General features: G+C 39.4%; 20 protein-coding genes. 9 read left to right on the top strand and 11 right to left on the bottom strand.

The features are described from left to right. Positions 1–50: 50 nt before the first annotated feature. Positions 51–434 (bottom strand): helix-turn-helix domain-containing protein, encoded by a 384-nt coding sequence (locus tag G6053_RS06790; protein ID WP_108632802.1) that lies wholly within the window; start codon positions 432–434, stop codon positions 51–53. Between the two features lie 204 nt (positions 435–638). On the opposite strand from G6053_RS06790, the gene G6053_RS06785 reads away from it, so the two are divergent. Then, a complete protein-coding gene (locus G6053_RS06785) occupies positions 639–1322 on the top strand; it encodes a YceI family protein (RefSeq protein WP_108632803.1) in 684 nt (227 codons plus the stop codon). A gap of 114 nt (positions 1323–1436) precedes the next feature. On the opposite strand, the gene G6053_RS30890 is transcribed toward G6053_RS06785, so the two are convergent. Next, positions 1437–1565, bottom strand: a complete 129-nt coding sequence (locus tag G6053_RS30890) for a hypothetical protein (RefSeq protein ID WP_277603202.1) — start codon at positions 1563–1565, stop codon at positions 1437–1439. 103 nt (positions 1566–1668) lie between these two features. After that, on the bottom strand, positions 1669–3198 hold the full coding sequence (locus G6053_RS06780) for a DUF2931 family protein (protein WP_165305908.1): 1530 nt from the start codon (positions 3196–3198) through the stop codon (positions 1669–1671). A gap of 216 nt (positions 3199–3414) precedes the next feature. Between G6053_RS06780 and G6053_RS06775 the strand changes: the two genes are divergently transcribed. After that, complete coding sequence (locus G6053_RS06775) at positions 3415–3852, top strand: hypothetical protein (protein ID WP_165305112.1); 438 nt, start codon at positions 3415–3417, stop codon at positions 3850–3852. 297 nt (positions 3853–4149) lie between these two features. On the opposite strand, the gene G6053_RS06770 is transcribed toward G6053_RS06775, so the two are convergent. Then, a complete protein-coding gene (locus G6053_RS06770; RefSeq protein ID WP_108632805.1) occupies positions 4150–4554 on the bottom strand; it encodes a VOC family protein in 405 nt (134 codons plus the stop codon). Between the two features lie 178 nt (positions 4555–4732). On the opposite strand from G6053_RS06770, the gene G6053_RS06765 reads away from it, so the two are divergent. Continuing rightward, entirely contained in the window at positions 4733–5116 is a 384-nt protein-coding gene (locus tag G6053_RS06765; RefSeq protein ID WP_165305907.1) for a hypothetical protein, read from the top strand. An 11-nt stretch (positions 5117–5127) separates the two neighbouring features. Here the strand turns inward: G6053_RS06765 and G6053_RS06760 are convergent, their stop codons facing one another. The 4 genes from G6053_RS06760 to G6053_RS06745 form a co-directional block, all read right to left on the bottom strand. Continuing rightward, positions 5128–5571 carry a hypothetical protein gene (locus G6053_RS06760; protein WP_108632807.1) on the bottom strand — a complete coding sequence of 148 codons (444 nt, stop codon included), beginning with the start codon at positions 5569–5571 and terminating at the stop codon, positions 5128–5130. Positions 5572–5906: 335 nt separating this feature from the next. Next, positions 5907–6662: a hypothetical protein gene (locus tag G6053_RS06755; RefSeq protein ID WP_165305906.1), complete on the bottom strand. Its 756-nt coding sequence runs from the start codon at positions 6660–6662 to the stop codon at positions 5907–5909. Positions 6663–6674: 12 nt separating this feature from the next. Continuing rightward, positions 6675–7463, bottom strand: a complete 789-nt coding sequence (locus G6053_RS06750) for a DUF6882 domain-containing protein (protein WP_165305905.1) — start codon at positions 7461–7463, stop codon at positions 6675–6677. A 10-nt stretch (positions 7464–7473) separates the two neighbouring features. Next, positions 7474–8181: a hypothetical protein gene (locus tag G6053_RS06745; protein WP_165305904.1), complete on the bottom strand. Its 708-nt coding sequence runs from the start codon at positions 8179–8181 to the stop codon at positions 7474–7476. Between the two features lie 214 nt (positions 8182–8395). On the opposite strand from G6053_RS06745, the gene G6053_RS06740 reads away from it, so the two are divergent. From G6053_RS06740 to G6053_RS06715, 6 genes are all read left to right on the top strand, one after another. Next, complete coding sequence (locus G6053_RS06740; RefSeq protein WP_108632811.1) at positions 8396–9139, top strand: LytTR family DNA-binding domain-containing protein; 744 nt, start codon at positions 8396–8398, stop codon at positions 9137–9139. Continuing rightward, positions 9136–11055: a histidine kinase gene (locus G6053_RS06735; protein WP_165305903.1), complete on the top strand. Its 1920-nt coding sequence runs from the start codon at positions 9136–9138 to the stop codon at positions 11053–11055. The genes G6053_RS06740 and G6053_RS06735 overlap by 4 nt, the downstream gene beginning before the upstream one ends. Before the next feature lie 298 nt (positions 11056–11353). Next, positions 11354–12316 (top strand): preprotein translocase subunit SecD, encoded by a 963-nt coding sequence (locus tag G6053_RS06730; RefSeq protein ID WP_165305902.1) that lies wholly within the window; start codon positions 11354–11356, stop codon positions 12314–12316. 60 nt (positions 12317–12376) lie between these two features. Continuing rightward, positions 12377–12583: a hypothetical protein gene (locus G6053_RS06725; RefSeq protein ID WP_165305901.1), complete on the top strand. Its 207-nt coding sequence runs from the start codon at positions 12377–12379 to the stop codon at positions 12581–12583. A 30-nt stretch (positions 12584–12613) separates the two neighbouring features. Next, positions 12614–13276 carry a hypothetical protein gene (locus G6053_RS06720; RefSeq protein ID WP_165305900.1) on the top strand — a complete coding sequence of 221 codons (663 nt, stop codon included), beginning with the start codon at positions 12614–12616 and terminating at the stop codon, positions 13274–13276. Between the two features lie 156 nt (positions 13277–13432). Beyond that, positions 13433–15880: an ABC transporter permease gene (locus G6053_RS06715; protein ID WP_165305899.1), complete on the top strand. Its 2448-nt coding sequence runs from the start codon at positions 13433–13435 to the stop codon at positions 15878–15880. 124 nt (positions 15881–16004) lie between these two features. Here G6053_RS06715 and G6053_RS06710 read toward each other — a convergent pair whose 3' ends face one another. The 3 genes from G6053_RS06710 to G6053_RS06700 form a co-directional block, all read right to left on the bottom strand. Continuing rightward, a complete protein-coding gene (locus G6053_RS06710) occupies positions 16005–17342 on the bottom strand; it encodes an SWIM zinc finger family protein (protein WP_108632817.1) in 1338 nt (445 codons plus the stop codon). Position 17343: 1 nt separating this feature from the next. After that, positions 17344–20454 (bottom strand): DUF6493 family protein, encoded by a 3111-nt coding sequence (locus G6053_RS06705; RefSeq protein ID WP_165305898.1) that lies wholly within the window; start codon positions 20452–20454, stop codon positions 17344–17346. Positions 20455–20792: 338 nt separating this feature from the next. Continuing rightward, positions 20793–23258 carry a glutaminase family protein gene (locus G6053_RS06700; RefSeq protein ID WP_165305897.1) on the bottom strand — a complete coding sequence of 822 codons (2466 nt, stop codon included), beginning with the start codon at positions 23256–23258 and terminating at the stop codon, positions 20793–20795. Positions 23259–23502: the final 244 nt, after the last annotated feature.

Here is a 23502-nt window from a genome sequence, read left to right as displayed (position 1 = left end):
TATCATCTAACTAAATTACTGCGCTATAATAAACTTCTAGAATCAACGGGCTACACAAGCGATTCGCTGGTCTCACTTTTATGATAGAGTGTATTTCTATAGGTGATCCCCCATTTTGCGATTTCGTCGATAATAGGACCGAGTGTACGCCCGCAATCAGTCAGTTCATATTCCACCGTCAGTGGCTTGGTATTCAATACGGTTCTTCTAATAAGGTGGTTCATTTCCAAATCTTGCAGCTCTTTGGACAACATTTTTGCGCCAATGCCATCGACCTCGCGCAATAATTCCATAAAGCGCAGCTTCTCAAATAACATTAACGAACCTATTATGTGAAATTTCCATTTACCAGTCAAAATCTCCATGGTATCTTTTATGGCTAGTATCCTTGTTTTGCAACCACTGGATGAACTTGATAACGCTTCTTTTTTCATTGATCCGATCTCCTTATAGTACAAAAATACGGATTTACAGGATGACAGCATACTATCTTTTTGGAAAGTAGTTTCTTTAAGGAAACTAATACCAAAAATAAACTATCTATGCTATACCTTTGTATTGATAATTGAAATGGCATGATTGATGCCAATTAGATATAATAGTGCAAACATCATATTAAAAAATAAAACGATTAAAAAATGAAAAAACAATTAATCTCGGGTTTAGCCCTTATTTTGTTATTCGCATCTTGTCAGAATACAGGTGGCGACAAAGCTAAGACAACATCAGCACAAGAAGTGACTGAACAAAAAGGACAGACTTATACTGTAGACGCAGACAAAAGCACATTAAAATGGACAGGTTACCACAAAGGTGGCTTGAATCCTAGATATGGTGTTTTAAAAAGCGAGGGTACTCTTGCCGCTGAAAACAATGCGATAACCGGTGGTACTTTTACAATTGACGTCAATTCCATTGTAACCGATAGCGCTTCGGTAGACCCAACAACTGCCGGTGGTAAAAAATCAACAGATTTAGATGCACACTTAAAAAGTGCTGACTTCTTTGATACAGCTAAATACCCAACAGCTAAATTTGAAATCACTAAAGTTGCTCCATTTGATGCTGCTCAAGGAAAAAGTGTCGTTGCTGATGCGACAAATACTGTCAGCGGTAACTTGACAATCAAAGACAAAACAGTAAACGTTACATTTCCTGCAAAAATCACGTTCAACGGTAATGAAGTTACTTTCTATTCTAAATTTACGATTCAAAGACAAGATTGGGGACTTTCCTATGGTACAGAAGGTAATCCACAAGATTGGATGATCGCACAAAATGTTGACATTGAACTTAATGTTGTAGCGAATAATACAAAATAATAGGTTTCTAATAGCTACTACAGCTTCCTAAGACCCCAAATATAAACAAGCAAGCTTTTCTCTGAGCTTGCTTGTTTAATACCTGTATGCTATAGTTATTTTTATCCCTTTTATTTATGGTAACCAAGGTGAAATAGTGCGGTCAACAGGGATTGACTCCTTATCTTGTGCCCCCATTATTTTCTTTAGACGTTGTTTTGCCTTTTTGATGGCTTCCGTTGAAACACAAAGAAGCTCACTCATGACTGTTGTTTAGGTCTAATTTTTGAAGAACAAGTATCCGTAAATCGTTATCAGTTATTTTTTATAGTTTTTCTTCATTTTTGACAGGTAACCCGGATAGAGGTCAAAACTTCTCACCATATGCTATGATTTTGGTTTGCATAAGCAAAAGCTGGTGTTCACCATTTTTCAATTTTGCAGTTCCCTTGCCATTTTGGGTATCTACGGTAATTTCCATTTCGGCTGCTATATTTTTATCACGATCAAAAAAAGCATTGAATTTTTTAAAAATATCCGCTTCATCAAATTCAAAATCTACAGCGCAACGATTTTGATTTTCGTCATACCATTTGATATATATATGCTGTGGAATTCCCCTTTTTTCAAAGGTTATATTTTGTGTTCTTTCATCAAAAGCAAAACGTTCAGCATTAAAATAAAGGAAACTAGCATCGTATTTTTTGATTTCTGGAGCAATCACAAACTTTGGACACCATGTATAAGCCGCTCCTATTTTGTCCCAGTAATCATCAGAAACAGGTTGGTCTTTTTTTGCTAGCTGTATAGCCAAAGGAACGATCATGGTATCCGTCAGTACCTTGTTGCGCCACTCCTGATTGAATAAATCACCGTGCACCATTTCCTTATTGTCAGAAATCTTCTGATCTATACTAACTTTTTTCGCCCGATACTGACCGATCTCGATCTGACGATAACCAGTTCCAGCAGCCCATATCACCAACCTCCCCTCCGGGGCAAACCCAAAAATAATCTTATCATAATGCTCTTCAACGTCGCTATTTGCTCTTCGTTCTATATAAGATTGTTTAAAAAGTGTGAGCAATTTATTGTAGTCTATTGTGTCATGGTATTGGTAAAAAGCATTCTCCGAGAATGAGTACCAAGTAATATCAATTGCTCTGGGCAATGACATCATCCTTTTATAGGTCTCGGCCCCTGCCGCACCCCATTTTGCATGATAATTCACGGTATTTCCTTCGCTAAATGTGAATTCATATTTTTCATCTTTCGGGAAGATGAACGTCCCCTTATAAAGTTGTACTGGATAGCCTGCAGGATTACTCATTGCTCCGGCCCATTCAAATCTTCCCTCTTTTAAATTATCGGCCTGGTCTCTCCGCTCCTGTTCAGCTTCCTTAATCTCACGGCCAACAGTTGAAAAAATAGATACGATCACACTGAAAAAAATATAGGCCAAAAATGTTAATATCAAAGCTTTCCACGATCGCAAACCCCAAACGAATGTGACACTACTGAATAAGCTCAAAAAAATACTCAGAATTAAAATCCAAGGGAACATTTCCGAAATTACTCCGCCCAGATCATCATATATCTTGTGTTCATGTTCGTCGCCCAGCGTACCGAAAAATAGCAGTACAGGTAACAATGTGGAAAATATAAAGTAAAACAAAAAACTGTAAATACCTTCAAAGACAATACTAGGCTTGTCAAATACATTGAGTTTTTTCCGAAGCTTATTGAAATGAAAATAAATAAGGGTAATTAAAAGAAAATAAGGTGAAACACAAAATGCTGCATAAGCCAAATTCATATCGGCATCTTGTGTGAGCAACATGGCCAATAATCCCAAAAGAGTAATCACAAAGGCTGAAATTGTAGCTTTAAGAACCATATATGGATTTTATTATTTATTGATAAATATATAGCGGCCCCCTGTCTACATGTCGATCCAAATTCCCAATTTGACAAACAAGAACAACTTTCCCCAAAAGTAATAAGAAATGGAATTATATGTACAAAACAATTCATATTCAAGGGAATTCAATACATATTCGTTCTTTTTTTGCAAATCACTTAAAATACCGGCGATCAAAACAGTATTCTCCTTATGTCAGATCGGAATGGATACGTCATAAACCGGATACAGTTCACAACAAACCGTATGCAGTTTAAAACAAACCCAATACAGTTTACGACAAACCCGATACAGTTTACGACAAACCGGATGCAGTTTATAACAAACCCAATACAGTTTACAACAAACCGGATACAGTTTACGACAAACCCGATGCAGTTTATGACAAACCCGATGCAGTTTACAACAAACCCGATACAGTTTACAACAAACCCGATACAGTTTACAACAAACCCGATACAGTTTACGACAAACCCGACACAGTTTACAACAAACCGTATGCAGTTTACGACAAACCCGATGCAGTTTACAACAAACCCGATGCAGTTTATGACAAACCGGATGCAGTTTACGACAAGCCGGATACAGTTTACAACAACCGGCCTGACGCTACTGGTTGCACTTCTGTAGTACGTAGCCCTGTCAGGAGCTCACGTTTACGTCGTTCACGACGACAAGATTTAAAATGATGATTTGAATGAACCAAAGAGGCTTCATCGCTACCGCCATACCCCTTTGCGACAGAGTCCTTTGAAATGGAGTGCTTCCGGTCAATACAAAGCTGATCCTATCATTTAAAAATCCTTTTGAGCAGAATATCGATAGGATATTTAACAATTACCATCGCCCACCAAGCATTCAATGCGATCGAATGTTATCAGATAGGCGATGGTTACCTGAAAAAATTTGCTGTCAGTATATGCGGTGTTAGGCACCCGGAAATTTACTCATATCCATATAAAATATCTCCCAGGTATGGCCATCATAATCTTCCACCTTTCTTAATTGCATAAAACCATGATCCATCATTGGCATAGGCTCTGTTCCTCCTGCCGCTAGCCCTTTTTCAACAATTTCATTTACCCGCTCCACACTCTCTACGGAGAGAGCAAATAGTGCGGCAATATGACTTTTTGTATCTGCTATCGGTTTATTCGTAAAGGATTTAAATTTATCATGGGTCATGATCATAACAAAAATATGCTCACTCCATACCATACATTTAGAGTCATCATCGCAAAATTGTAGATTTACCTCAAAACCTAATTGAGTATAAAAATTCATTGATTTGTTTACATCCGCCACAGCGAGATTAATAAATACCTGTTTCATCTTTTAAATTTTAATTGCTATTGATAACACAAAATTGCGCATTATGGTTTACAAAAATCTTAGCATAAGACAATAAAATTCGAGTCTAATTAAAATACCATATCAGCTGGCAGAATGAAGCTACAAAAGCTATATTTGTCTAAATACTAAGTATAATGTTATCCTTTAATTCTTAAACATGATCATCATAAGAACTTTCGGTGTTATTTTGCTCTTGTTAGGTTTATTTCTAGCATACGGGCTATCCAAAGACAGCAGGCTGATGCTCTTTGGTAGCAAAATTAAAGCCGATGTCATTGGGATAGACAGTGTAAAAAACAAGCGTTTCGGATACGTACATTATCCGATCCTCCAATTCAATTATAAACAAAAACAAGTTCGTCTAGTGAAGGATTTAAGTAGCATTGACCCCAAAAAAGTACCTGCTTATATGGAAATATATTATGAGGAAGATATCGGCATAAGTGATGGTTTTACGGTTGTATATGCTGTCTTTTCCATCATAAGTATCATCATGATAATCTTTGGCATCATAGCCATTCGCACCAAATACCTGCATTAACTTATATCAGCCTATTTAGAAAGCTCGGTAAGTTCTGCTTGGGAGAATATATGCTCCCCTTTGAGATAACTATTCGCATCCTTCAGGTAGATATAAATTATTTTTCTTGCTTCTGGATTAGGCAGCTTATATAGGTTATGTACCAAAAACTGCTTATCCCGCAACCGGTCCTTACTGTAGTTCAAAAAAGATGGCGCATGTGTCTGTACACTCCAACGGATAAAACGTAAATCGATATTATCAGGATATTTGATGATAACCGATTCCAATAATTTCTTACCTTTTTTAAACTGCCCCAACTTTGAAAAGGGATTTCCCATATGCTTTGCCCAAAGAATCTGATAAGCGGCAAGGTACCCTTTTTCTGTTGCGGTATTTGCCATAGCTTCTAATGTTTTCAAATTGGCCTCACAGAGTTTTTTATCTTTAACCGCTGCGGCATAATCAGCCCGCATTTTGTCTACATTTATTTGACCAAAACAATAGATTGTACTTAATATAAGAGAAAAACAAACAAAAAATCGTACTACCATTCCAAATTCAATTAAATAAAATCATACATTATTGATACTGAATTTAAACATAAAATGTATCTTCCTATCAGCCCAACAAATCGTTGTGTTAACTTCAAATTCATCCTCAGACCATACTCAGTCTTATTCTAGTTCATATAACAATGGATTAAGCGCAAGAGTTTTCTTATTTTTTCCTTTCATCAGAAACCGCTTTCTCTTTTGCCCATCAAAGGCTCCACGCCAAATGACTATCCCCTTTTAGCTTCAACGTGCACCTATTCTTCAAACATTCTCGCATCATAACTCTTGATCACAAAGCCACCCTGCAAGTATCTCGCTCTTCTTGTTATTTTCTTCCCATCCGATTGGCGATAAAAAGAGTAAGAGATCTCCTTATTTTTTGCATCGAATTTTATGGGTATCGGCGGATAGGACTTTAAGTGATCCTTATGCAATTGATCACTTTCTGGAGAAGGTATGTTCTGCAACAGGCTTTCATCAACATTTGTCCAGCTACACACCGATAAAAAATGATTATTAGAATCAATCAATCCCGAATTATCTTCATACAAGTGAGCCTTATAACAGGAAAAAGATAGCTCATCCATTCTTTTGATAAGTAAATACCTATGCTGATCAAGCGAATAGACCGCATAGAAGTAATCAAAGGTTCTTTCTTGCTTATGGATCACCTGCTTGTTTTTCAGCACATAATTCCAATGTTCAAAATTATTTCTGAGGGTAAACAGCTCATACTCCCCAGATTTTTTGAAACTAAACGCTGAATTTAAACTATCCAACACCCTTCCAAAGGTTTTAAAACGTACGATATCCTCTTGCTCAAGTGCTTGAATTAATCGTCCCTCAAATGCTTTGGAAAGGGTAGCTTTGGTGTCCGAGTCTTGATTGGAAATCGCTGAGTTAAGATCAAGCAATGCCTGTACAAGCTTTAACTCTTGGTCGCTCTGTCCATAGGACACCTGTTTAGCTTGAAGCAATAACATCAACAGCACTAATTTAAGCAGTCTCATCTGTCCGAGTTTCTACCCTTTGAGATTAGAAAGACGCGATAGCTCATCAAAGTCCGCGGTGATCGTGTCCCTTCCTTTTGTCGCTATAAGCCTTGCTCCCTGTTCCGATATTTTATACCCTTTTTCATCCAGATACCGCTGCAAAGCTATCTTATGATCCATTTCAAATTGGGAAATTAACTGCGGAAAGACAGACAATATCCGCAGATGATCATCTTGACGCTGACGGTCTATAACATCACTTTTGATTGTCACCAGCATTGCCCCCTGTCCATAATCAGCAATATAATAAGCACTTGCGTCGAACATTCCCGAAGCGATCAAACCAATGCGATGCAACTCGTCTTTGGAAAAATCAAAGCTACTACTGCTGAACAGATCAATCCCTTGATCTTCACCATATTTTTTCAGTTGAAGAGCCTGCTGCATAATATGTTCAGAAAGACCAGATTTCGTATTTGCCCATGCCCAAAGCCAAGTTTCGGACGAATGCGAAAAAGTCCCTAAGACCTGAATCGGAAAATCAAGGTTTGGTCCAAAACTAATCTCTTCTTTGGTCATATCAATATTCCAATTATTATTACCGATGACCGTTGCAAAATCATACTGTTTATCAAAGGCAATTCCACCAAACCGTTCAATCAATTCCTGTTCTGTGCAACAGGCCAAGCTATCTTCTGGCTCCTTTGTAGACGTAACCTGTTCCACTTTAGCGCCTTGCTCTACCTTAGTTCCTTGTTCTGCTTCGGTACCCTGTCCTATTTTAGTACCCTTTCCAAAAAGTTTGTTTAAAAATCCCATAATTATTTCTCTATTTTTTCAATTCAGCCAGCAATTCTGCCCTTCTAAAACTCTCCCCATTAATTGTCAGTACGATTTCATCGATCTGTTTTAAATCAGCTACTATTTTAAGCAATTCATTTTTTCTATCTATTTTGATTTTCTTATTGATAAAAAATTCATGAATATAAAGTGTGTTCAGTTTCGGAATGGTCTTTAAATCAGCCAGATCTTTCAATTGAAACATATTCGTTAACCGCAATTCAACTAATTGATCCAATTTAACAAAATCAATTAAGTTTTTTGAATTGAGTTCAAACAAAGCAATGCGTTCGAGTCTGGAAAAATCACGCAGGAAAGATAAATCACCCATCTTTGATACCGAGGAAATTTCGAGATTCCGTAACAAGGGCAGATGCGGAATGGTTAGATGATCGCTTTTAGAAGTAAAACCTTCCAGACGCAGTGATTCTAGCTCCAGTTCCTGCAAAAAATCCAATGTATTTACAGCTCCCCTATTACTAATATACAATTGCTTAAGTGACTTACAATTGGCTAGTGGCGATAAATCCTTAACACTTCCCGCAATTAATAAATTGCGCAAATTCCTGATTTTCTCGATAAATTTTAGCGAAATGCTCGTATAAAAAAACAGTTCCAATTTCTCAATCTGTTCGATAGGTTGATCTTTGAGAATATCTAAGTCTTTTGCGCTATTGATCTCAATCGCTAATTCCATAGTACTTATTTTTATGCTTAACTCAAATATACTGAATGCAATAACCAACCTAATTACGCATTTACAATCCGTCAAAATCGTTTATGATTCGTGAAATAACTAAATATAAAATGGACGATCGGTATCGGAAATTGAAAGGAATAGCGCAAATTCTAAATGAATTAGATTTTTTTACCCACAATTATTATTTTTACCGAACAGAAAAGTAAAAAAAATGATAACAGTCGCGATAATAGAAGATGAACCCGCTGTCCGTAAGGAAATCAGTTACCTCATACAGGAGGAAACCGACACAGAACTAATTGGTTGGAGTGACAGTGTCAAAACCGCTGTAAAGCTAATTGAAGAAAAGCAACCCGATGTGATTATGATGGATATTCAGCTTAAGGATGGTACAGCTTTCGATCTTCTAAAAAAACTCCATGTTATCCCACAGAACGTCATATTCATCACAGCATATAATCATTTTGCCATCAAAGCGATCAAGTATGGTGCATTGGACTACTTGTTAAAACCAGTTGACCAAACTGAATTAAGAGAAGCTTTAGAACGCTACCGCCGTCGCAGCGATAACAATCCGCAATGGATGCAACAATTAAATATGGCACAAAGTGCAATGCACCATGGCGATTTACCTGAAAGTATAGCTTTGACATCCATTCATAATGTGCGTATTGTTGCTGTTCATGACATCGTCTATTGTAAAGGTGATGGCCCATATACTTTTTTCTTTCTGAGTGACGGTTCCAAAGAACTTATATCCAAACCGCTGAAATATTATGAAGAACTATTACCCGCCCCATATTTCCTACGTACCCATCAATCCTATCTGGTAAACCGCAAGTATATAACTGGCGTTAACCGTTCCGAGTATATCGTATTAAAAAACAAAGAAGAAATACCTATTTCATCACGGCGGAGAAATGTAATTTTAACCCAGCTTTTCCCAGAGAAATGAGTTATCCGTTACGAAGTATTTTCTTTTTGCTGCTAATTTTACATATTGTAGCTTGCGACAAAAGACCGACGCTTTCTTCCCAAAAACATGACGCTGTTTTAGCGCAGCTCAAGGAACTCGAAGACAAAAAGTTGACGCCTACAAACGGTGACTCACTAAAGAGCGCCTGGCGGAAGCTTGGCGAAAACCCTGATATAAAGAATGATACCGTATTCTACGCAAAAGTTAAATATAATACCGCTCGGCTTTATGCTATGCTTCAACAAGATTCCGCCGGCTTTTTTGTGGAGCAGGCACTTGAATTGATCGAACCTACCGCTGGTAATCTAAAATATAAAGCACTTATCTATAATGGTATTGGCAATATCCGCAGTGCCGAAGCAAAAGAACGAGAAGCAGGCTATTACTACAACAAAGCTGCTGCAATCGTTCTCTCAGACAGCACGGCAGGGCTTTCTGCGGAAGCGAAATCGGCCATATTGCTTTCCGCGGCACAAAATAATCTGAGCTCATTTCAATATAACCTCGCTGAAAAAATGAATCGGGCTGCATTCACGCTTTCAGATTCCCTTCCAGAGGAACACATCAATCGTCAACGTGTATTTGTACAGATGATTCAGACCCTAAATGCATTACAGAAGCCTGCCAAAGAAATCGCTCCTTATCTCCATAAACTGGAGGATCTGCATCGTGTATTTCCAGATAAGTATAATATCAGCTTTTTATACGATTCGAAAATACAGTACTTTGAAACAACGCAACAGCAAGATTCCTTGCTACATTACCAACTGCTGAAAATAAAAATTGATGAGCAACTGAGCAATATCAAAGAGTCATCTGTGTTGATGAATAATCTGTTTGTAAACTACTGCAATGTTGCAGCAATTTATGTGCTATTTAAGAAGCCCGTGCAAGCAGCACAATATATTGTAAAAGCCAAACAGCTTAGAACACAATTCCCCAAATTGATCTTTCCGCATAATGAAATACTCTTTCAAAAAAGCTTAGCCGAACTGTACCGGTTACAGGGAAAAAAGGAAGAAGCAATAGCCGTCCTAAATAATATTGTTCAATTACAGAAAAATGTCTATCATTCGGAAAACACACAAGCTATTGCCGAAATGAATGCATTGTATCAACTACAGGCCAAAGATCAATCCATTCGCACATTGAATGAAAGCATTAAGATCAATAAACTACAGTTACAGCAAAATCGCCTGTGGCTGGTAATATCTTCTTTGGGCCTTATCCTATTGATTATTATATTATTCTTTTTATACTATAGTTTCCGTCAGCGACGCCTAAGCCAGGAGAAAGAAAAAGTCCTACTGCAACAGCAATTACTGCGCACACAGATGGAACCACATTTTATTTTCAACACCTTAGCAGCACTACAGAGTTTTGTGCGATTAGATAAGAAAGAAAGTGCCATCAAGTATCTCAATCGCTTTAGTCGTTTGTTGCGGAGCAATCTGGAGCTTAGCCGAGAGAATCTGGTACCTTTAAATGAAGAGATCGAAGCACTGGAAAATTATCTGACCTTGCAACAAATGCGCTTTGAAGATGCATTTACGTACCACATTACGCAGCCGGACGAACAGGATCTCAGTGCCATTATGGTACCTCCGATGTTGATACAGCCTTATGTCGAGAATGCAATCTTACATGGTATTGACCTCGAAACCTGTAAAGGTAATATCGACATTCATTTCCAATTAGATGGGGATATTTTAGCTGTGGACATCCTTGATAGTGGTAAGTCTGAGCCAAATATCCAAGAAACTCCACATCGCTCACTTTCGGGAACAATTAGTCACGAACGCATGCAACTCCTAGGCAGAAAAGCAAGCATAAAAATCACGAAAAATCCGGAAGGAGGGACACTGGTCAAGTTACAAATACCCGTTACATCCTGACTTTTTTTTGATCGAACTATGCCTGCTCATTGCCTTGCTATTTTGGGCAATGAAGATTGATAAAATGAGTTTATTTCAACAAACGAGCACATAGATCATACATCAAATCTACCGGATTGATATTTGCGAATCGTAAAAACTATTTACGATTCGTAAATATCACTGTTTTAGCAAGCATTCCTTTCTTAGCTTTGATAAATTCAGTAATGGTCTATACATGAAAAATATATTCTCCAATATCGCATCCATTAGACGAATCATAAGTTTCACTATCCTTATTGTTATAACTAGAAATATTATGGCACAAGAAGTCAATCATTATATCGCAACCGGTAAAGACAGATCCAAAACGATCAGTGGACAATATGGTGATCTCAGTGGCATCTGTCTCTTTGAAGATGGCAAATTTATGTTATACGGCTATGCTACCATGGTTTTTGGATCCTATGTCTTTGAAAAGGATTATCTCCTTTTCTATCCAGACCAGTTACCGCGATTTCAACTATATGCAAACCATAACCCCACTTTAGGAGATACCGTATCTGTCAATTTTAGAGGCTTCGAAGAGGGAAAGACTTTTGTACAATTTGGAGATGACAATATGCATCCAGTTTTCAACAATGGGGCCAATTGCTTCGATTTCCCGTATGTCTATGAGCAATCACACCCGATGTCGCAGTTGAAATTCGCTGTACAAAAAGAAGATTTTGATGCAGGTCCTGCATACCAGACCTTCCACTATCAAAATGACCAACACCTCAATGACTTCATCGCAATTTATAATAAACCACAGCGAGCGCGGACGAATTTCGCTGCCTACCTGTATCTAACTGAGGATAAAAAGCTTGCCATAAGTCTTTCTAATTATGGCGGTAGGAAGGGCTTTTTAAGAGATAACCAAGTAGACCCAACACAGGAGCGCTGGCTTGAAATATTAGCAATGAAAAATGAATATGATCGTGCAGGAAGCATTGAGTTGACGGCAATATTTTCCAATGCAGAGTATAACATTTCCTATCCCGACCTAGAGGAATATAATTTCGATAAAGCAACTAATCAATACATCAGCAAGTCCGCAAAGGAAAACGACCAAGAGCGTGATCAGGATGATCGCTACCTGCGTCAATATACCAAAGAACCATTAATACCCAAGCAAGGTCAGTTTGACACCAAAGCTGTCGCTACCGCAAGTCTATTTTTTGCCAGCTGTGACAAACCTGACAAATCATATCATAACACCAAAAAGGAAAAGACTAAATGATCAAACAAAGCTTATACCTCATCTTATTGCTGCTACTTTCTACAATATTACGCGCAAAAAATGAAGGACATTCTCATTATCGAAGAGCCTGATTATCGTAATTATTATGAATTCGACAGAGCTATTTCTGCTCTTACCGATAACTTTAACAGCGATACCAGTTCCGCGGATTATATCCTGTGCAATGCATTGACATCCGAAAAGTTTGAAAAATATGAAAAAAGAGATATTATGGTACATTTACTAAAAGTCGCAAGTGAATGGTAATAAGCAATGGTATCAAGTTTGCTTGGTGTAATGAATAAAAAACAGGGGTCAGCCATGCGTATTCTGAGACGAGCTATCCTATTACTTATGTCATGTTTCACCCATATCGTTGTCTATGGACAGCATCGTACGGTCCAACAGATCGTAGATCAAGTGATTCATTCCTATAACAATAAAGACAGCATCGCTTTTAATGCACTTCTTAACAAAGAGCTTGGTATCTATTTCATCACCACTTTGGGAGTCAATAATCATTGGACACATACATCAAAAATTTCTTTTAATCACCATACAGATTGTTCGATCAACAACCCTTACCAAGACTTTATGGCGCAGGATCAGATCTCAATCCCAAAATCAAAAAATATAACGTATAGCGATCGACCTTTTTTCGAGTGCGAAACAATCTATAAAAAAGGCATATTTGTCGCAAATAAGGGTAAATATCACCCCTTATCCGAATCTATTATTTTTTATAAAACCCACTATTCAGGCATTATCGGTGAAGAAATTACATTGGATAAAGCGCGAGAACTAGACCTACTCTATAGCGGAGTTAAGCGTATGGAAAATCAGAGCCGACGGATTATTGTCAACAGCGACACAGGTACTTTTATTTTTTATGTTACCAAAATAAAAGGACAATGGTGGTTAACAATTATAGACTTTGCCAGCGCCGACTGCAGCGTCTAATTGTCCGTATCTGAACAAGAAATGTTCGAATATGAACAGTAATGCTACACAAAAATAAATTATAAAAAACTGAAAACAAGAAGATTAAAACAATGGCAAATCAATTGCAATTCTATTTTAACATAAAATAGTTAGCTATTGATAATTGATACCGCTATGTTAAAAATCTACATAAAAACTGCTTGGAGAAGTTTAAAAAGCCAGCGCTTCTTCTCATTAATAAAAATAGGCGGATTTGCCTTTAGCATAGCGATCTGTATGCTTATTGTTTTGTACGTAAAGCATGAGTTGAGCTATGATAAATTTTACAAAGATTCCAACCTACTTTTCAGGGTAGTAGGCGTGATCAATAAAGACAATACTGTTCTAAAAGGATTATCGCTCCCAGCTCCGGCAGGCACTACTTTAAAAGAAGAATTCCCAGAAATTATTGCCTCCGGAAGATTATTAACAAACCCTCTTTTTGGCGCTGGAAGCAATCAAATCGCTACAACTGGGAATGCCGAACTATTTTCCGAAGAAGGTTTCTGCTTTGCGGATCAAGCGATCATGGATTTCTTCCCAACCAAAACAATATTCGGTTCATTAAGTCATGCGCTCGACAATCCAAAGACTATTGTAATCACCAAGCGGAAAGCAGCAAAACTGTTTAAAGGAAATCCGATCGGAAAACGCATCTATCTAAATAATGAGAAATCAAATGAGTATTCCATTACAGCAGTCATTGACGATATTCCCACAAATTCCAATCTCCATGGATTTGATTTCTTTATGACATTAAGTGGTCATGAACCTTATGAAGGAGAAAAATTAAATTGGCTGGCCTCCAACTATACAACCTATTTTAAAGTCAGAGAAGGGACCGATATCCAACAATTAGAAAAGAAAATTACAAAATCTTACATCCAGGATCATTATAAACCGGCCATGATTAAAGCAGGTATGACGGTCAATGAAGAGGTTTGGAATACGGCAAGAATGACCTTACAACCCCTGGAAAAGATTCATCTATATTCCAATGATGTACAACTTCATAAGATTGAAAGCCAAAATCGAGGTGATATTCGATTGGTCTATATTTTTGGTGGAATAGCAACATTCATATTGATTATCGCAATGATCAACTTTATTAATCTGTCCACTGCCAATGCTGCTACACGTGCAAAAGAAGTTGGTGTCCGGAAAACAATCGGTTCCGGTCGAAAGGCGCTCATCATACAGTTTATGACGGAGTCTTTTTTATACAGTGGAATCTCGATCGCATTTGCCTTATTTTTCGCAGTGCTGCTACTTCCCTTTTTCAATCAGATTGCCGGCAAATCCTTGGTTTTTCCCTGGACAACCTGGTACTTCATCCCAGCCCTTGTCATCTTCGGTTTGTTAATAGCTGTTGTCTCTGGAATTTATCCCGCGACGTATCTTTCTAGATTTAAACCGATTGCTGTATTAAAAGGAAATGTAAATTTAAAATCTGGCCGCAACTGGTTTCGAAATGGACTTGTGATCTTCCAGTTCGCAACATCTATCATCCTGATCATTGGCACCTTGGTCATCAACCAACAAATAAAATATATTTTAAATAGAGACCTAGGATTCAATAAAGAGCAAGTGCTCATATTAAGAGGAACGGGCACCTTGGATGGAAAGCAAAGGTTACTAAAAAATGAATTAAAGGAACTGTCCAGTGTGGCATCTGTCTCTATAGGTGATTATCTACCCGTTACGATGGACGGTGTAAAACGTAACGGAAATTCATTTTGGAACGATGGTAGACAAAATCAAGATGTCGGTGTAAGCGGTCAGAACTGGATTGTTGATGATGATTATATCTCGACCTTTGGAATCAAAATCCTTGAGGGGCGTAATTTCAACATGAACATGCCAACAGATTCCGCAGCGATAATAGTCAATCAGAAGATGGTTCAAGAGTTGAACATCAAAAATCCGATTGGTGCAAAAATTCGAAATTATGCATCTTATACAATCATTGCCGTGGTCGAGGATTTTATCTTTGGAAACATGCGTAATGAGGATGTGAAACCGCTGGCATTGGTCATTGGTGGTAGCCCGAATATGATGTCCATCAAACTCAAATCAGACAAAATGGAGCAGAGTATTCAGGAAATTACCAGCGTCTGGAACAAATTCTCTCCAAATCAAAAGATCCAATATACCTTCTTGGATGATGGCTTCGCCATGTTATATGCAGATGTACAACGGACTCAGGTTATTGTTTCAACCTTTGCAGGTTTGGCTATATTTATTGCCTGCCTGGGTTTATTTGGACTTGCCGCATTTGTGACCCAGCAACGGACAAAAGAGATCGGCATCCGGAAGGTTCTTGGAGCCAGTTTGCCAGGAATTATAAAATTGTTATCCGCCGATTTTATAAAACTTATTTTCGTAGCCATTCTAATCGCCTGTCCTATCGGCTGGTGGGCAATGAACACTTGGTTACAGGACTTCAATTACAGAATCAGCATCCAGGTTTGGACATTTATATTTGCAGGAATCACCAGCATGTTGGTTGCATTTGGAACCATCTTTTACCATGCGCTAAAAATAGGACGAATAAATCCGGTCAATAGTTTGAAAGACGAATAATTTCCCATTCCTATATTTTACCGACACAGGGAATATACAAACAGATTGCTCCAGAGACTTGAGCAATCTGTTTGCATGCGTATGAATGCTGTGCGATTTTATTCGACTGCAGACTTAAAACATATCAATCTTTTAATTGCATTTTCACCGCCAGGACATGCTTGCATACGCCACGTTTTCCCTGATGGTTTGTATACCAATTGCAGGTACATCGCGCTTGTTCGCCTTCAATCAAAACGGTATGCTGCACACCCGACCCCTCTACTCGAGCCTCCAATATCCGTCCCTCCCGCCGTATAATCTGTATACTATCCGTTTGCAATAATTTTTTTGCATTCTTTAGACGCGGGTTAAGCGACAATATGCGTTCTGTTTTAAATGGCAGGCGTCGATAATAGTGTTTTGCCTCATGCATATCATACCCCAATAACCCAATGGAAGATAATGAGGCCGTTAGGCTATCCATGGTATCAAAGGCGATATCATGTTCTATAGACAGCAGAGTTGGATTAAATAGTTCATTGGATTTCAGTAAGCTGTTAAGTCCATAAATCCATTCCTGCGGAACTTCCTGAACCATATTTTCCAATACATTCCCTTCACCCGAAAACCCGCGATAATTGTCCGGAGAGAGCGCCAGGGTCATGCGCATTTTCCCAAAATCGGCCACCAGACAGACACATTCACCTCCTGCCGCCTGATATACACGTATGAGGTCAACATAAGGTAACAATGACTCCAATAAACGAAGGCGTTGAATACCACCAATTTGTACTGCATCGGCACTTTTCAACGGCGAAAACATGAATTTGTTGCCCCTTTTGCTTAGATAGTAATTCCCTTTGACTGCCCCACGTGGAATAGTTTGAAATAACTGGACGACCTGCAATTTCTGTAAGACAAAAACCTCTTCCATCGCTGCAAGATACCACTGTACACTGGTCAATCCTTTGATCCATCGCACAGGTAGGGTAACCTTTCTTTCTACGACAGTTCCCCCATCGCTATGCAGCGAAACTTCCTTTTCTCCAACGCCCATCACCATCGACTCCGTTTTTTTGATACTATTCAATGCATTTAACATCGGTTCGTTAAAATCCACATTTGTCGTGCCCGCAGCCAAAAACTCCCCGTCTATCGCCTCTTCCAAAAGATCCAGTCGCGCATAAACACCATTACAAGAGGAAAAACCTTCAAAACGAAGCTGTTCCGTTCCGGCAGAAACAATTGGATCCCTTAAACTTGGCGGTACGGGGCCAAAACTCGACCGAACCACCTTAGATAGTGTCAGTAAACACTTTGAACTCAATAAAGGATCAACCAATTTGCCCCAGAAAAAACAGGGAACCTCATTGACATCTTGCAGCTCCGCCTGATGAGCAAGTACGAGCTGTTGTATCCCATTTCGTTCAGCAAGCACCGAAGGCCGTGCAAAGTTCACCTCTAAATCTTTTAATGCCATTTTACAGTTTTTTAAATTTTAATACAATGGGTTTTAACGCTGCCACTTTTTCCCATTCCGCGATTTTTTCCATGAGTTGTTTATCATCTTTTTTGCCCAGACGAAGCCCAAGGTCGTAAGTTTGCTCGATCAATTTTTTAAAATTAGCCGGCATTTTTGTTTCCCAGCTGACACGTAACAACAGATTTTTTAAAAGTTGATATAATGCATCGTTGTGCACGGGGCTGATGTCACGGACTACCTCAAACAAATCCAGAAAACGATTTATAGGTGCATATGCCCTGCCTATTAAATCGCCCAGATATTCACCCAGTGTCTGAACATCCAGCTTTCCTTTCTCCACCCATTGCAAGACCAATTCCGCTGCCAAAGTACGTGTATTCTTTTCTTTCGTCAATAAGCTACAGGCGATAAACAACTGTGTGCTTGGATCAGTGGCGCCATGATAATCCAACAGGGCCGTCAGCAGCGCCGGTATGGTCTTCGAAGTTTCCAACGAATAGGAATTGAAACGGTAATTTAGCACGAGACTTAGCGGTTCTGCCACCTGGGGAGTCAAGCTAAAAAAATAACGGATGTCAGCGTCGCTCACATAATAAAAATATTCATTTTTCCGGGTAGCGTATACATCCATTGCATACAATAATGGTGTCGGTGTATCCTGATAAGCAGGCATTGGAAAAGTCAATTCCTGACCGACCAAATATTGCTCATTCTGTTTTGTCCTATAATCGTAGTTCGTATTGTAATTTGGCTTAATCTGATAACCGGGCCGATAGGGTTCGACCACAAAAGGAAAACCGGCCAAGGCTCCAGTCTCAAATGCTGAAAACTTCCCTTCCGGCCACCGTGTCCGCGCAGTCGTCGCCCATACGGCCTGCCATTCCTTTTCATCACCTTCTTTTTTGAATAAGCGTTGAAGCCAGTTTTTCCCTTCCTCAACCTTGATATGGTCTGTATAGCCCAACGCAAAATCCAACAACTCGCGCAATATATCGGTTTGGATATGTTGTAACTGTGCTTTGTTATCCGCCCCAGGTATGCGCGGCATCCTACTGATTGCAATAGCCATATCCACAGGATCTATAGCAATGCCCTTTTGCTCATGTGCAATGATCCGATCAATTAAGACCTCGGGCGACACCCAATAAGGCGCATGACTCGGTGTACTGAGCAGTGAAACAGCAATATGTTGTTGCAAGCGACCTTGAAATAAAGCCAGTAAATGATCTAAAATAGAAATCGATCTAAATTCACTGTTATAACGGCTCTTATAACGATATATGGTCTTGGGTTGATAAATAATATTTAGCAGCACGTTCCCAAATAGACTAGCATACGAAGTCTCATTGTAACCGCTCTTTAACTGTTTCAGATAAGGATCCAGTTGTTTTATATAATCGGCCGGGAATTCATCCTGCTTGGTTAACCAGGCATGGATAAGCAATTCCATATCCAATGGATCACCACCCTTGATTATCTTTCCCCAATGAAATAAGATATCACTCCAATTGGCCAAATAAGTGATTGGTTGATCTAGTTGTATATCATTCCATTTTGGAGCTTCATATTCATACGCTTCATCCATTCCCCTCAATGGAGACAATACTTCTGCTTCACTCAACGGAGCCTCTTCCATCCAAGGATTTAGCAGGGTACTGACATCCCCCATGGGTTGCGTAGCATACATCGTCAACCTCATTTTAATCTCCTCATCCTCCACAGCAGCATATTTGGCAATCAATTTTGCCGCCCGCTCCTGTAGCGAAAGATCAGATAACATAAAGACAGGAGTAATCGCCGAACATACAGGCGACGCAAGTTCCCTTTCCTGTTTCAACCATTTGTCAAATTGGATCAGAAGCGTCTTGATCCCCCCTTTCAAATCGCTGCGCATAAAAACAGGTTCCAACCAAGATAAAAGCTCGGTGCTATCCAATTCCGACCTCCCGATCAAGGGCTTCAGTCGATCAATGGCAAAATTGACGACCGCAGCCTGTTCATGATGCAACAAGGGGAAAAGATGGTTTTGATGGAGCAAAATCACCTCATCATCGATATTCAACTTCGTCAGAAGCTTTCGGAAAAAGCTTTTGAGATTAATATTCCAATCTTTTGTCTGTGTTTCAAAGAGTTGTTGTATAAAAAGATCAGTATCCAATTTCCCTTGTTCCAATAATCTCGGGAAAACATAGTCCCATACCAGCTCCGATTCCTGCGTCTGATAATCATAATGCAAATGGTTGTTTTGCAGATTCGTTTCATAGGCTAGTAACAAGGGAACATCCCGTGTATAAGCCTTCTCGTCTTCAATCAATCTATCCAAATAGACTTTTTTCTCCGGTTCATTATAACCTAGATTTGGGACGTTGCCCAATGAACGCGCATAGACTTCAGGTTTAAACTCAAAGTAGCCCCACTCTTCCAATAAACGGATGTTGTCATAGGTAATTGCCATCCATTCATTTTTAACCAGTTGTTCGGCAGCATAATCTGCCAGCCAGTTCGGTTTCGCCCAGTCCAACACCTTTTTTACAGCTGGATCATTTGGTGAATTCAGGAGATCAATCAACTCCGTCCAGGTCGTTGTATCGCTCAATGAAAAAGTAGCCAATGCACTTAAGGCGATCAGCCGTTGTTGGGCCCTATCGCCACGCTGTCCCCAGTTATGATTAGACCGGTGTTTGAATTCCGGCTCCTTGGAAAGATCCGTCCATGTTAGCCAATATTTCTTTGCTTTTCGTATTTCTTTTTTGATAAACTCGACATTCCCTTTTAAATGTCGCTCAAGAAATGGAAGCAGACCATCAATATTTGTCTGACGAATAAGTTCCAGGTATTCATCGGCAATAACTTGCTTGGATTGGCCGCCTCCTTTTTTCTCCGAGGGAGCGACAATGGCCAGACCATCATCCGAATAACCTTTTTTTATTTTCTCGGCAATCAATTTCTCCGCATCTTTCAAACAACTTTCTGCTGAATCAAAGTTTTTTGTTTTCGATTGTCCGTCGGTACCATTTCTTCCGTAAGTTACCGTATGACTATTTCCATTAGTTTCTATTTGCCAGAATTTATCCGATGATCCGTCAATTAATTTTAAATGTCTAAACATAATGATTCCGATTTATTAAAACTGACAATCCTGTCACGGCACAACTCGCTATCAACTAACAAATTGGCTTTACGCAACAGGAGACTTAGCCAAAGATACATTTTCAATGTATCCACAAGATAACGGAAATCAGTGATTTTTAAAAATTTATAGTCTAGCGCAAAAAGATAAAGAAGACCTCCAACAAGTGAAAATGAGCGTTCAAACATTGACTCGTTGGCGGGAATCTGAGGGAGCGCACAAACACGGGAACAGAAGGCAGCGAAAAGGAAAAGAGCCCGGTGGAATGCCGAGCTCTTTTATAAAACACTTAATTTGAATTAGGGTATGTTCGCCGCTTATTTTCGCTGAAGTTTATCCGATAAGAGCTTCATATAAAAACCGCCTACGACACTACGTGCTTTAAAATTCTCACGTATCCCTGTATTCGCATCGTAAAAATCATTTAGTGGAACACGTGATTCTGTTTGGATCGCATGGTTGTAAACCGGGTGTACCAAAGCTTCAAATTCTTCCCGTGTCGGTGCGAATGTTGCAGTCCACAAAATCCAGTCATTTTTTGTATACGCTTTTCGGCTATCCAACGGAATTCCGAATCTGCTTTGTTTGGTGAGGTAATACTTGATTTCCGTATTATAGACTTTTTGCGGGAACAAATTTAGTCCCAACACTTTATCCCAGATCAGATTATATTTTTGGCTCCAGGTATTTTTATTGTCAAATGTCAGCGCATAATGGTCTCCAGCATCGGCCATTTCCATCCATTTTGGCACCATTTCCTCGGCGATGGCACGATATTTCTTGGCAGTCTCAGTTTCACCGATCGCTTCGGCCATCTGTGCATAACAGGCAATCCCCACGATGGCCTTCACCGACAAATTTGCATTGCGGGCAAGGTGACCGGCAAAATCATCCGTACACAATTGTGTTTTAGGGTCAAAACCATCTTTTACAAGATAGTCTACCCAAGTGGTAAGTGTCTCCCAATGTTTCTTTGCATAGCTTGCATCCCCCTGTACTTTCGAAATCGCTGCCGTTAAAATAATCATATTTCCAGACTCTTCAACAGGCATCGGTTCGCCATAAGTCTGCCCGTTGGCCAATGGATATGTCCCCAAATCATGTGCTGCCCAGGGGTGAGGATATTTGCCGCTTTCACTAAAGTAAAAGATACCAGTCAACATGCCCTTCAACAATTCCGGATTATAGATCAAGTATAAAGGTGCAGATGGATAAGTGACATCGACGGTATTAATAAAGCCACCGCTGTTGTTTTCCTTTGATAACCACAACAATTCGCCCTGTGGACTTTTTACCAGCGTGTGGGCAGCAATACTTTGCCGATAAGCCAATGTGGTTAAATGGGCATATTCCTTTCCACCCGATTTCAATGCATCGGCATAGACCTCCTTGTCGAAAGCAACACACCTGTCCATCACGGAGCGATATTCATTGGCCGCTAAGGTGAGCTGATTTTCGATGGTTTCCTTACCCGAATTATTCCACCAGGGCCGCAGATCTTTTTTGAAATATTGGATAGCATAAATTTCATCATACCCAAGTTCAACAAAACGTTCAACTTCTTTGTTGCCCACTTTCTCAAAAGGAATGATCGTATTCAATGATAATGCCGTTCCCTTTGTACTTGTTGACTTCGTATTCCCTTTTCTAAAGTCGTCCACTGCCGTTGCCATTGGACTTACAAACTGTTGGGCTTGATCCGCTTTTGGGGAAGCAACATAAAAATACCCCCAGTCAATACGCATATCATCGGCTCCTTTTTGCAACATAGGTTGTTCGACTGTTCCTGCTTTCAAAATAGCTAATTTGTCAGTCTCATATTTTTCAGCAACGACCTCTTGTGATGGTTTATATACCGCGATATTGGATGCCGCGCTTAAAAAGACTTTAACAGCATGTTGCTTTCCATCATTTGCCTTTACCTGATACGTAATGTAGGATACAGGTCTAGCCAATAGATTGAGATCATCCATTAATAGCGGCGATGTAAAGGTCAGTTTCAGGTCAACGTTGCCCGCCTGGAAGTTGTATATGGTACGCGTGGCTGTTACGTCCACATCCCTCTGTACGGCAGTCTGTATTTTAGGCCCGCTCTCTTTAAGCTTATCGACCAAGCCAAAGTCAAGATAACGGCCGCCAGCAGTATTTCGTAAGTGGACAGCAATCTGATTCTGTCCGGCTTTGAGATCAGATTTATTTATGGGCAGGTATTGAAAACTATTTGTCCAACCTGCCTTTTCATAAACTTTTTTCCCATTTAAAAATACCACCACGTTATCGTCATGGTTCAATTTCAGGAAGAGTTGGTTGATGCGTTGCGGGTCGGTCACATTGAAGGCACGGCGCACCCAGATATCATCTGATTTCCACAAGGTCTTGACATGTCTTTGATCATCTCCTATAGGAGCAGCACCTGATTTCCAGTCACTGGCCTGATAAGAAGAAGACTGCCAGTCTCCCGCCGGTTTAGTCTCAGTATATTGTACAGTAAAGGGCTGATCCTCCGCCGTAGGAAGAATCGTTTTATAACTGGGTTCCTCCTTCCCAAGAAAACGATAGATATGACCATCAACATTGATCAGTCCGAGCAGTGAATGATCCGCTTCCGTCCAGTGTTTGGTGGTCGAAGCATTCAGCTGATCCGTCATTGACCAGATACTAAAGTTTGGATTATGGGTAATCAATGGATAGGCTGGAGCTTTTCGTTGTTGTGCCTGCGCATCAAAAAAACTTGATATACAAGCCAGCAAACAACAAAAACTCACTTTTCCGAGTTTGTTCATCTTAAAAATAGGTTTTTTAAAGGGTTTAATCATATATTTTGATAAAATTAGCGACGTAGCTGTTTTCAGGCATAAAAAAGAGTCATTATACATGCTTCAAAAAAATATTACGCTTAACAACAAATAACGTTGGAATAACTGACATTCAGCAGCCGCTTCGTATCAATTTATATGCAATTTATATCAAATTGCAGCCGGTCCTCCCTTGTATTCCTCGATCTTCCCGGCGCCAATTCAGCCATCT

Origin of the sequence: Sphingobacterium sp. DR205 (genome assembly GCF_011064245.1) — a bacterium.
Lineage (GTDB): Bacteria > Bacteroidota > Bacteroidia > Sphingobacteriales > Sphingobacteriaceae > Sphingobacterium > Sphingobacterium athyrii.
The sequence above is the reverse complement of the archived record's forward strand: the minus strand, read 5'-3'. Positions and strand labels throughout refer to the sequence as shown.